Origin of the sequence: Ureibacillus sinduriensis BLB-1 = JCM 15800 (genome assembly GCF_000772955.1) — a bacterium.
Taxonomy (GTDB): Bacteria; Bacillota; Bacilli; order Bacillales_A; family Planococcaceae; genus Ureibacillus; species Ureibacillus sinduriensis.
This window is the reverse complement of the sequence record NZ_JPVO01000054.1, coordinates 118855-130863: the sequence shown is the minus strand read 5'-3', so window position 1 is coordinate 130863 and position 12009 is coordinate 118855. Positions and strand designations below refer to the sequence as shown.

12 protein-coding genes, 1 other RNA gene and 1 other annotated feature are annotated in these 12009 nt (G+C 39.0%); of the genes, 2 read left to right on the top strand and 11 right to left on the bottom strand.

Annotated features, from left to right (window positions below; genetic code table 11):
• Positions 1-72 precede the first annotated feature (72 nt).
• The gene (cymR, locus tag CD33_RS14630; protein WP_036201752.1) at positions 73-492 is read right to left on the bottom strand and encodes a cysteine metabolism transcriptional regulator CymR; all 420 of its coding nucleotides are present in this window, start codon (positions 490-492) and stop codon (positions 73-75) included.
• Positions 493-609: 117 nt separating this feature from the next.
• On the opposite strand from cymR, the gene CD33_RS14625 reads away from it, so the two are divergent.
• Positions 610-1896 (top strand): replication-associated recombination protein A, encoded by a 1287-nt coding sequence (locus tag CD33_RS14625; RefSeq protein ID WP_036202289.1) that lies wholly within the window; start codon positions 610-612, stop codon positions 1894-1896.
• A 148-nt stretch (positions 1897-2044) separates the two neighbouring features.
• On the opposite strand, the gene CD33_RS14620 is transcribed toward CD33_RS14625, so the two are convergent.
• The 9 genes from CD33_RS14620 to hisS form a co-directional block, all read right to left on the bottom strand.
• The gene (locus CD33_RS14620) at positions 2045-2257 is read right to left on the bottom strand and encodes a hypothetical protein (RefSeq protein ID WP_052130306.1); all 213 of its coding nucleotides are present in this window, start codon (positions 2255-2257) and stop codon (positions 2045-2047) included.
• Entirely contained in the window at positions 2254-2412 is a 159-nt protein-coding gene (locus tag CD33_RS19985) for a YvrJ family protein (protein WP_084591384.1), read from the bottom strand. Before CD33_RS19985 ends, CD33_RS14620 begins: the two co-directional genes overlap by 4 nt.
• Positions 2405-2965 (bottom strand): sigma factor-like helix-turn-helix DNA-binding protein, encoded by a 561-nt coding sequence (locus CD33_RS14615; RefSeq protein WP_036201751.1) that lies wholly within the window; start codon positions 2963-2965, stop codon positions 2405-2407. Before CD33_RS14615 ends, CD33_RS19985 begins: the two co-directional genes overlap by 8 nt.
• A gap of 378 nt (positions 2966-3343) precedes the next feature.
• Positions 3344-3862: a hypothetical protein gene (locus CD33_RS14610; RefSeq protein ID WP_036201750.1), complete on the bottom strand. Its 519-nt coding sequence runs from the start codon at positions 3860-3862 to the stop codon at positions 3344-3346.
• 214 nt (positions 3863-4076) lie between these two features.
• Positions 4077-4469, bottom strand: a complete 393-nt coding sequence (locus CD33_RS14605; protein ID WP_052130276.1) for a hypothetical protein — start codon at positions 4467-4469, stop codon at positions 4077-4079.
• Positions 4470-4710: 241 nt separating this feature from the next.
• Positions 4711-5472 (bottom strand): tRNA threonylcarbamoyladenosine dehydratase, encoded by a 762-nt coding sequence (locus CD33_RS14600; RefSeq protein ID WP_036201749.1) that lies wholly within the window; start codon positions 5470-5472, stop codon positions 4711-4713.
• Between the two features lie 155 nt (positions 5473-5627).
• A non-coding RNA gene (gene ssrS, locus CD33_RS19980) (6S RNA) lies at positions 5628-5821 on the bottom strand.
• Positions 5822-6143: 322 nt separating this feature from the next.
• Positions 6144-7916 carry an aspartate--tRNA ligase gene (gene aspS / locus CD33_RS14595; protein WP_036201748.1) on the bottom strand — a complete coding sequence of 591 codons (1773 nt, stop codon included), beginning with the start codon at positions 7914-7916 and terminating at the stop codon, positions 6144-6146.
• Between the two features lie 29 nt (positions 7917-7945).
• A complete protein-coding gene (gene hisS, locus CD33_RS14590; RefSeq protein WP_036201747.1) occupies positions 7946-9214 on the bottom strand; it encodes a histidine--tRNA ligase in 1269 nt (422 codons plus the stop codon).
• A gap of 88 nt (positions 9215-9302) precedes the next feature.
• Positions 9303-9628 (bottom strand) — a binding site (T-box leader).
• A gap of 152 nt (positions 9629-9780) precedes the next feature.
• Here hisS and CD33_RS14585 point away from each other — a divergent pair.
• Positions 9781-11424, top strand: a complete 1644-nt coding sequence (locus CD33_RS14585) for an N-acetylmuramoyl-L-alanine amidase family protein (RefSeq protein WP_036201746.1) — start codon at positions 9781-9783, stop codon at positions 11422-11424.
• Positions 11425-11546: 122 nt separating this feature from the next.
• Here CD33_RS14585 and dtd read toward each other — a convergent pair whose 3' ends face one another.
• The gene (gene dtd, locus CD33_RS14580; protein WP_036201745.1) at positions 11547-11999 is read right to left on the bottom strand and encodes a D-aminoacyl-tRNA deacylase; all 453 of its coding nucleotides are present in this window, start codon (positions 11997-11999) and stop codon (positions 11547-11549) included.
• Between the last annotated feature and the right edge of the window lie 10 nt (positions 12000-12009).

The following is a 12009-nucleotide window of genomic DNA, read 5'->3' as shown; positions in this document are numbered from 1 at the left end:
TCCAAGACTCCTTTAGAACTGTATAATCAGTTGATTGTATATAAATAAGTTTGGTTACACATTACTCTAAAATTAAATATAGAACATGTAGCCATCTACATTGGTATCGTCATTATAATTAGCTAAGTCTTCAATTGATGTCGTATCAAGTACATTTTTTACAGCGTCGCGGATTCTCATCCATAGTTGCTGCTGTGGCACTTCCTCGTTTTCAATTCCCTCAACCGGTTGTATCGGCCCCTCTAAGACCTTGATTACATCTGCAGCTGAAATTTTGCTGGGAGGCAGCGCCAATAAATACCCACCATAAGCACCTCGGACACTTTTGACTAAGCCAGCAATGCGAAGTGGTGAAACAAGTTGTTCCAGGTACGCTTCTGATAGTCCTTTTTCTGCCGCAATCTGGCGCAATGGAACCGGACCGTCTCCAAAACGTTTCGCCAACTCAATCATAATTGTTAATCCGTATCTACCCTTTGTAGAAATTTTCATTATAACACCTCTATTTTTCTTGTCCATTCTTTAGCTCAAGTATAACATAAATCCTTTAATTCCACTTGGAAAAGCACTAATATAGAAGGAGGATACGAAAGATTGGAGGAGGAAGACATGCACAATGAACCATTAGCATATCGAATGCGCCCGCGTAATTTAAATGAAGTAATTGGGCAACAGCACATAGTAGGAAAAGATACAGCACTGTATAAAATGATCCATAACGGTCATGTCCCTTCAATGCTTCTTTATGGAGAGCCCGGAATCGGAAAAACATCGATTGCCTATGCCATTGCAGGCAGCTCAAAATTACCCTTTTTCGCTTTAAATGCAACAAGTGCAGGAAAAAAAGATGTTGAACAAATTGTTTCGGAAGCAAGAATTGCAGGAAAGGTCTTATTATTTCTGGATGAAATTCATCGTTTCAATAAATTGCAGCAGGATACACTTTTGCCTCATGTCGAAAATGGTTCCATTGTATTGATCGGAGCAACAACAGAAAACCCTTTCCATGATGTAAATCCAGCGATCCGTTCCCGTTGCGGTGAAATACTACAGCTCAAAAGGCATACCCAAGATGATATCGAACAGTTGGTCGATAATGCGCTGAATGATGCAGAGCGTGGATTGGGCAAGGAAAATATCGCGATTACAAATGAGCAGATTACGAAAATTGCCATTGCTTCAAATGGGGATGCTAGAAAAGCATTGACCCTATTGGAATCTATCTTTTATGCTTCCGATGAAGTGGATGGGCAAGCCATCGTGGAAGATCATATTATCGAACATTTATCAAAAAGAATCGGCGTCTATGGGGACAAAGGTGGTTCGCATTTCTATAATTTATTGTCTGCCCTTCAGAAATCAGTACGGGGCAGCGACACTAACGCTGCTATCTATTATTTGGCACATTTGCTTGAAAACGGGGATTTAATTGCAGTATGCAGAAGATTGCTCGTAATGGCATATGAAGATATTGGATTGGCAAATCCAGCGGTGGGTGCCCATGTGTATGCAGCTACTGAGTCCGCGAAAACATTGGGCTTGCCGGAAGCTCGGATTCCATTGGCAAGTGCGGTCATTGAAATGTGCTTGTCTCCAAAGTCAAATTCTGCTTACTCTGCGTTGGATGCGGCAACAGCTGCAATCCATGAAGGAAAAACCGGGGATATCCCCCCACACCTGCGTGATGCCCATTATGCTGGGGCACAAGTTTTGGGTCATGTCGGGTACCAATATCCACATGACTATCCAATCGGCACCTTTGGGGGCTGGGTCAAACAAGAATACTTACCTGAGAAGCTTGCAAATATCGAGTTTTACAAACCTGTTTTAGCCGGCGAAGAAAAGCGGATGGCCGGTATTTATGATAAATTAAAGACTTTTAAAAAAGAGAAATAACAAAAGGAGTTGTCCTTCAGTCAGGATAACTCCCCATTCATTTAACGATGAAAAAACTTTTCGAAAAGGGGTTGTGATTTTATCTCTTTTACCCCCTTTTAATAAATGTGTATCAAATAGTGCGGTTCATGAGTGAAACTTGTAGCCGCTAATCTTGTTGTCGTTCCTTTTCCAGCAGTTCAAAAAATGTTGGGATGCTTTGAAACTTTTTGGTTTTCAGGCCCTCCAAAATCTTAAGGATAATTTCATGTTCTAAATCATCGCGATTTTTTGGATCTGTCTGGTTTAATTCTTTTTTAATTTTCGGCTTAAGAAGCTCTATTAACTCTAAAGGAGAAATATATTCTTTAATAGAAATCACTCCCTGTCCCTTGTTGAATCCATCCTGCATCGTAAAGCTTGAATGGAATGTTCCAGACACTCAATCTTTCTTTCGAATCTCAGCAATAAATAGAAGGAAATGACAATCGGAAAGCAGTTGTTGCTTATCAAGTTAATTAGTTGTTCGTCAAGCATTTATCAATCGCCTCACTTTCGCCAAAGCGTTATTTTTGGACTTTGATATTGCCTGTTGCGTCACATTCAACTTTTTACTGATTTCTGTGTCAGAAATATTCATGACAAATGCCAGATATAAAATTTGCTGTTGTCTTTTATTCAATGATTGAACCGCTTTATACAGCAGAGGATGTTGTATATATTGATTTAATTCATGATTCAATCGTTCATGAAAGTTTATTGTTGCCGACTCATCCACAATCAGTTCCTTTAATGTACCTGTTCCTTCATTTTTACTTCCAATCCCATCATTACTGGAGCTATCTAAAGTCAGTACATACCGTTTTTCATATTTCCTCCTCTCCATATCAAAATGGCGGGCCGTGAAATAAATTATTTTGGAAAAATAGGCAATCGCACGAATCCGGATATAAAATTGTACAAATCGTTCATCAATAATTTTCTTTAACCATTCATTGGGAGATTTGCAATATTGTCGGTAAAGTTCCAAATGCTCGATTTCTTCCAGAAACGCTTTTAATAACGGGTTCTTAAATTGAGTATCCACCATCTTCATACCCCCTTAAAAGAACATTTGTTTCATTATAGTAATTGCGCATAATCCTTAAAAGAGTACATATACCAAATTATTGAAGATTTTTTTAATAAAATATCCTACACTTTCGACCAATTTTTTAAAAAATGCTGTTCTTATTAGACTGTAAAACTTGGGACTTTTGTAAAAAATCAATTTCAGGATGCATTTTTTACTCTTTTTTAGTGTGGAATCTATTTATTTATTTAGTTAGTCCAGTGCATTTATGTATTATATAAAGGACAATCTACCAGTAAAATAACAACCTTTTCGGAACGATATAATGCAAAATGAGAAATATGGATTATACAAAAAAAGGCAAAACCGCATGAATGCGGTTCCACCTTTCTCAAACTACTTAGACAATATATTGATCGCTTTTGAAAAGGAAGCGAAGCAATCAGTAATCCTATTATTTTTTTCTAGTATGCCTTCTACAAATTTCTGCTGGCTTCCTTGAACCTTTGAAATTTCGGAATAGACCTCGGCAATCTCTTCCAAGTATTCCGCATGATTTTCCTTTTGTACATCAGGGATGCAGTTGGCGGCAAGTGACAATAACTCTAAAACTCGAACTTTTACAGCCTCTTGATTTGTTTCTTTTAGGCGGTAGTAAGACACCGTGTGAAAGAAGATTAGTTTGTAGGACATATTCAACAATAAATTGGCGGTCGTATTTTCCTTTGGATTGTCCCCATTCGCCTTCATGTAGCTTTCATAATAACCGAGCACTTTTTTTAATAGAGAATCTAATTTGGAATAAGCTATATCCCATTTCTGATTTGTATCGATATAGTTAAATACGATTTCATCCAACTGCTCTTTTAGCTGGAGTAAATTCACTGTATTCTCCACAGGCATTCTTGTCGACATTGATAAATCCCCCTCCCCTTTACTAACCTTTCAATAAGGTAAGAATAATATAACAATTTTGCCTGCATAATTTCTGGGGATGGTAACAATTGACGAAAATAATGCGATATAAATGTGAAAATGTTTCTTTTTTGAAGAAAAAACCACTTCTATATTCAGAATTTTTTAACGTAAGATGCTATCGTTATTATTATTTAGAAAAAATAGAATATAGTTATAAAACTCTTACAAGATATTTATTATAAAAAGGGTGGTTTATATGCTCTTGTTTGCACTTCTCTTTTGGAATCTCTGTAATACTAACGCCCTCATACTTCAGAATGGACTTTTTCGATCCATAAAACAGCCATGTCCATTCATTTATCCACTGTTCCACGGTTTGGCTCTTGGATTCAAAGAACGTTTTTTTATATAATACTTCTGCCATTTTAAAGAAGCCATCCCCCAATTGATATTGTTTTGTAGAAAAGTTGAATTCAGGCTCTATCACCTCATTTTTATCATAAATATGAATTATATTTTTCGGTTCATCTATGGCAATTTCCACAGTACGGATTTCTTCCATTATACTTAAGCCTCTATATTCCAACTCCAACAATTCATTCATTCTATAACTCCTTTAATAGCGGATTTTAACCTTTGGTGACGAACATGTCTTCAACATTTTGCAAAAAGTGCGGGAGGTGTCTAATAGTACTAGACACCCCCCGCACTGTTGCTACATCCTTATCGCCATTCGTCACTGTCTGGCTCGCTAAAGCCTGAGAAACGACATTCTGTCTGGATACATGCCGACTCATGTATTGGTGGTAATTTTTCATGAGTCACTGGACTTTCTTTAAAACGAATTATTCATTTACTCTTGTGATTTTCACATCTTTTAAAATGTGATTGATAACCCAGCTTGCAGCAATCAACCCTGCAACAGACGGTACAAATGCATTTGATGAAGGAGGCATTTTTGCTTTTCGAATTTGCGCATTCGGATTTCCTACTTCTTGAACTACATCAGGACGGACGACAATTGGTGATTCATCTGAAAATACCACCATAACCCCTTTTGTGATCCCCTCTTTACGAAGCTTTGTACGAATTACTTTCGCTAACGGATCTGTATGTGTTTTAGAGATATCCGCTATTTGGAAGCGGGTTGGATCCATTTTGTTCGCAGCCCCCATACTTGAAATAATCGAAATCTCTCTTTTTAAGCATTCCTTCATCAAGTGGATCTTGTACATTACTGTATCCGATGCATCAATGACATAATCAATATTTTGTGCGAAGAATTTTTCATATGTTTCTTCCGTATAGAACATATGCATATCGATTACTTCACACTCCGGATTTATATCGGCAATACGCTCCTTCATAATGGCTGATTTGGATTTTCCAACCGTCGAAAGATATGCCACTAATTGACGATTAACATTTGTTATATCCACATTATCCTTGTCCACTAAAATGATACGGCCAACACCACTACGGGCACATGCTTCCGCAGCAAAAGAACCGACGCCACCTACTCCCAATATGGCTACCGTCGTATTTTTTAACTTCTCGAGTCCTTCACTACCGATCGCTAGTTCATTTCTTGAAAACTGATGTAACATAATTGTATGCCTCTCAATCTGTATTATACTACTCGGAATTATAACATACACAATCCTTACTGTAAATTTGAATCCAAAACTCAATGGGTAAACCGTAAAATTATAAATCACAAAATAAAAAAAAACTCCCCTACATTGCAGGAGAGTTTTGCATGACGAATCCCAATATGCCGTAAGCAGGGAAAGCATCGTTTTGAACCCGCTATAATCACAGGTGGGTATTCTCTTTACCTCTTTAAACTTCCCTCGTCCATTTGCAGGGCTTGTTCGCCAAGATAAAATATGAATTCCCAACGATTTGTTGTTCGGTCAAAACAGTATGAAAGCTTCACTAACACTTCAGGATTCGTGTTAAATCTATAATAACATTAGTTATCTGAATTTTCAATACAGTTAATCAAAAATATTAAATTTTTTTCTTTCTCCTTTCATTTCATTTCTTAATAGTAGATTTGTCTTATTTAAAAAGTTGCACATTTATTCGTTAAGGGTCATAAAAGCGAAAATTCATTATATTAATAAATTAATACAGGCCATTAACGGTATTGGTTCAGGCATTCTTCTACTAAATCCCCCAGTCCCCACATCAGGAGCACTATTGCCACTACAACCGATAAAAAACGCAAACAGCTGAGGAATTCCAGGCAGCCATTTGCGTCTTATACAATAAATTAATTTTCTTTTTTCTTTGTGACAGCTAAGCTTAATTCCTGTAATTGCGCTTCCGATACTTCGCTTGGAGCTGAAGTCAGCAAGCAGCTTGCAGTAGCTGTTTTTGGGAATGCGATTGTGTCACGTAAGTTTGTGCGTCCGGCCAGCAGCATGACAAAGCGATCTAGCCCAAATGCCAGTCCTCCGTGTGGCGGCACCCCATATTCAAATGCTTCCAATAAAAATCCAAACTGTTCTTGTGCTTCTTCTTGCGAGAAGCCTAATAATTTGAACATCTTTTCTTGAAGATCCCGTTCGTAAATACGCAATGATCCCCCACCTAGCTCGTAACCATTCAATACGATATCGTATGCTTGTGCTCTAACTTCTGCTGGATTTGTTTCCATCTTATCGATATCTTCTTCAAACGGACGTGTGAATGGATGGTGGGCAGCTGTGTATCGGCCCGCTTCTTCATCATACTCAAGCAATGGCCAATCCGTCACCCATAAGAAGGCATAAACGGATTCATCGATTAATTCCAATTCTTTCCCCAGTTTGTTACGCAAAGCACCTAAACTAGCTGCAACCACATCTGAACGATCCGCTACAAATAGTAGCAAATCTCCGTTTTCTGCGTTGGTTGCCTTCATTAGATTTTCTGCAGTTTCACCTTCAAAGAATTTCGCGATTGGACCGTTTAATCCCTCTTCCGTTACTTTTAGCCAAGCTAGACCTTTCGCACCATAGATTTTCACAAACTCTGTCAGTGCATCAATATCTTTTCTGGAATATTTGTCCGCATTTCCTTTTACATTGATCGCTTTTACTTCGCCACCTGATTCGACAGCCTGTGCGAATACTTTGAATGAAGAGTTTCGAACAATTTCAGAAAGCCCGACAAGTTCAAGACCAAAACGAACGTCCGGTTTATCAGAACCATAACGATCCATCGCTTCTTTGTATGACATGCGCTGGAATGGTAACTGTACGTCAACACCTTTTGTCTCTTTCATAACCGTTTGAATCAAACGCTCGTTCATTTCAATAATTTCATCCATCGTCAAAAATGAAGTTTCAATGTCAACTTGAGTGAACTCTGGTTGACGGTCCGCACGCAAATCTTCATCACGGAAGCAACGAGCAATTTGAAAATACTTCTCAAATCCAGAAACCATGAGTAATTGCTTAAATAATTGCGGTGATTGCGGCAAAGCGTAAAATTCACCTTCATGTACACGAGATGGTACTAAATAGTCGCGTGCACCTTCAGGAGTGGATTTAGTTAGAATCGGTGTCTCAACTTCCAGGAAACCTTCATTTTGCAAGAAGTTTCGAATCGAACGTGTAATATCCGAGCGCAGTTTGAAAGTATTGAACATTGCAGGACGACGCAAGTCCAAATAACGATATTTCAAGCGAATATCTTCTGAAATTTCCCCTTTGTCATCAATTGCAAACGGTGGTGTTTTTGCTTCATTGATAATGTTGATAGCTGAAGCAATTACTTCAATTTTGCCCGATTTGATGTTGGGGTTTATTTGGCTTTCATCACGTAGGACGACTTTCCCCTCTATTTCAACGACATATTCATTACGGATTTTTTCCGCTACTGCCAATGCCTCTTTTGCTTCGTCCCCAAATACGACCTGCACGATTCCGCTACGGTCACGCACATCCACGAAGATCAATCCACCTAAGTCACGGCGTTTTTGTACCCATCCTTTTAAAACTACCTTTTCACCTTGCTGATGTTCACTTAAATCAGCACAAGCATGTGTTCTCTGAGCCATTATCTTTCCTCCAATATGCTTTCAAATAATTATTTATGTTCTAATACGTAATTCACTAAGTCAGAAAATGGTACTTTTTCTTGATTTCCTGTTTCCATTTCTTTGACGTTGACGCTCATTTCCTCTAGTTCCGACTCACCAATAACAAGTACAAATTTTGCGCTTAGTCGGTCGGCTGATTTCATTTGTGCTTTCATTTTCCGATCCACATAATCCATATCGGCTGAAATTCCTTTTGCACGGAATGTACTAAGTAATTCTGCAGATTTTAATTTCGCTTCATCACCCATGGCAACAAGATAAATATCCAGGTGATCTTCCACATCCAACTCGACTCCCTCAGCTTCAAGAGCTAATAATAGTCGTTCAATCGACATGGCAAAACCGATCCCTGGTACATCAGGGCCGCCAATATCCTCTACCAATCCATTATATCGCCCGCCACCACATAGTGTTGTGATCGCACCAAACCCTTCGGACGTGCTCATAATTTCAAAAGCGGTGTGATTATAATAATCCAAGCCTCGAACTAAATTTGGATCAACTACATATGTGATGCCCAACGTATCCAAATATTTTTTCACATCGGCAAAATATTGAGCTGATGATTCCGTCAAGTAATCCGTTAAAGCTGGAGCTGTCTTCATCAATGGGTGCTCATGATCTTTTTTGCAATCCAGAATACGTAAAGGATTTTTAGCTAACCGATTTTGACAATCAGAACAAAATTCCGAAATGCTAGGTTCGAAATGCTGAATTAAGGCCGTTTTGTGTGCCTCTCTAGTTTCTTTGTCTCCAAGAGAATTTATGACCAATTTTAAATCTTTTAAACCAACTGTTTGGTAAATATCCATTGCCAGTGAGATGACTTCCGCATCAATGGCAGGGTCACTGCTGCCAATGGCTTCCACGCCGAATTGCACAAATTGGCGATAACGGCCAGCTTGTTGGCGTTCATAACGGAACATTGGACCCATATACGACAGCTTTACAGGTTGATCCGGACTGCCAAACATTTTATGTTCAACATACGCCCGAACACTGGATGCCGTTCCCTCAGGACGGAGAGTTAATGAACGACCTCCACGATCATCAAAGGTATACATTTCTTTTTGGACGATATCCGTTGTATCGCCCACCCCACGCTGGAATAATTCCGTTTGCTCAAAGATCGGTGTGCGTATTTCTTTATAACGATAAACATGGGTTAATTGTCTCAGGATCGATTCAACCTTTTGCCATTTCGGTGTTTGTTCCGGCAGAATATCCTGAGTTCCTCTAGGTACTTTAAAAGCCATATATACTCCTCTCCTTCATAAAAAACTTAATGGAAATATTATTTAAATAGTCTATAAAAAATAAAAAAGCTCCCGCCCCTTGCTATATGCAAGGGACGAAAGCTTATAATTACTTCCGCGGTTCCACCCTAGTTGATGCATAAAAAAACACAATTCGACCATAAATGGTGAATTGATGCCTTTTTCTTTTCCGGACTTCGAAAAATTGACGTACATCAATCCGAAAAAATTAGTGCATCCTCTCGTAAACGGATAACGGCCGTCTCCGTCTTTCCCTACTAGACATTTGCTGTTTTTCGAAAAAGAGCCTCTCAAGTGTTGTTCGTCCTTACATGCAGCAGGAAAGATTTCAGCCCAGTCTTTCCCTCTCTAGCCTACAGAGGTAATTCCTACTTTCTTGGTCAATGGCATTCATTACGCTATATAATATATCCTATCTTAATTGGGCCATGGCAGATTTGTCAACTATTTTCAAAAAAGTGTAGATTTTATTGCATATTTAATTTTAAAATAATAAGAGCATCCATCGAGTTAGCGACATATACTTTTAAGAGAGGAGATTATAAATGTTCCACAAAACGTTAAAATACTCGATCACTCTCATTATACTTTGTTCATTACTATCTCCCTATACATATGAAACAACATCTGCCTATGCATCCGACAATGATCCCGATCTGGTCGTTTCTGCTGATATTTTGTATTTACGGGAAGGCCCGGGATTGTCCTATCCAATCATGGTTACCTTAAAAGAAGGACAAGGTCTGAAATTTATCGAAAAGCAGGATGATTGGTACCACGTAAAAGTGAAAGACATGGAAGGTTGGGTAGCTTCGTGGCTAACCTCCACCTCAAAACCAAGTGAGTCTGAAGGGAGTTTGACCGAAGATCATTCCGTTATTTCACAAGTTGACCACTTAAATTTACGTGCGGAACCATCTGTTTCATCCCCTGTCCTAAGCCAATTAAACACTGGTGATGAAGCAAAAGTGCTGGAGAGAGAAGCGAACTGGGTTCAAATTTCTTTCAACGGCAGTCTAGGATGGGTCTCGACAGACTATGTAACGATCAAGAAAAATGACTTGAATGAAAAAAGCGATCCTTCCGAGGATGAATCCACAGATGACAATGAAAAAGAAGAAAAAGACAACGTAAAAATCGACCCGAAACTATTCACGATTGCCGTTGATGTTGTTAATATACGAAAAAAAGCCGATCTCTCCTCCAAAAAGCTTGGAACGGCAAAAAAAGGTGAACAATACGATGTGCTCGAAAGAAATAATAATTGGGTGAAGATCCGATTTGGCAAAAAGGAAGGCTGGGTCTATAGTTTTTACGGCTCATTTCAAGTGAATGAAAAAATCCCGGCATCCGCTGATTCAGATAACACTAAAAAAACAAGCAACCCCTATGTGACGATTATCTATAATGGGACAAACCTTCGTGAGGAGCCATCCACCTCTTCAAATGTTGTGGTACACGCAGATGCAGGTGAAAAATACAAAATCCTCTCAACCGATGGTGAATGGTACAAAATTGAGATCGATAAAAATACTTCCGCTTATGTGGCCAATTGGGTCGTTTCAGAGGATTTGGATATTGACTCAGTTATGGGCGAGGAAAAAGAACCAAAAGAGAAGAAAGAACGTAAAAAAGGGACGCTAAAAGGACTCACCCTCGTTATTGACCCTGGTCATGGAGGCAATGACAAAGGAACAACCGGCGCCCGTGGCACTAATGAGAAAGAAATCAACTTAAAAACTGTCGAATTGCTAAAATCCAAATTACGATCGGCTGGTGCTGAAGTTATACTTACACGCGAATCGGATGCTTATGTCGATCTTAGAAAAAGAGTGTCCATTTCACATCAGTACGCTGCCGACGCATTCATCAGCATTCACTATGATGCAACTGAAGATAGTTCGATATCAGGCTTCACCACATACTATACCAATAGCTATCAGCGTGAATTGGCAGAATATGTCCATGACGGGCTTTCAGAAAAAGTCACGATTCGAAATCGCGGTGTACAGCCAGGAAATTATTTGGTGACACGCGAAAATAAACAAGCAGCAATATTAATTGAACTAGGTTATTTAAGTAATCCGAGTGAGGAAAGTGTCGTAACGACCGACTTTTATCGCGAACAAGCGACGTTGGGAATCTACCAAGGAATCCTGAATTATTTCGACGCACAACTAGATGAATAATGAGGAGGCTAACCTGTAAACTTTTTGTACGTCAGGTTAGCCTCTTTTTAAGTCAAAATAAAAAGAAGGTTGAAAACAAAAAGTTGTGCTTCAAAGCCCTTTTTGGTCAACCTCTCCAAAAACTATTCTTTTGTTTTAGACTCGACAATGATTGTTACAGGACCATCATTTATCAGCGATACATCCATCATTGCTCCAAAAACACCGGTCTCTACTTGTAAACCATGAACATCTCGTAATTCTTCGTTGAATGCCTCCCATAGCGGAAGAGCTGTTTCAGGTCTTGCCGCATCGATGAAACTCGGTCTTCTGCCCTTGCTTGTATCTGCATATAAAGTAAATTGAGATACAGAGAGAATTGCCCCACCGTGTTCAGTAATGGAATGATTCATCTTGCCTGCATCATCTTCCCAAAGTCTTAGTTCTGCAACTTTTTTTGCTACGTACTTAACATCCTCTAGCGAGTCATTGTGTGTCAACCCCACCAAAAGGACGTACCCCGAATCAATTGCACCTGTTATCTTGTCATTCACGGATACAGATGCTTGCTTGCTTCTTTGAATTACTACTCGCATGTTTTTACCT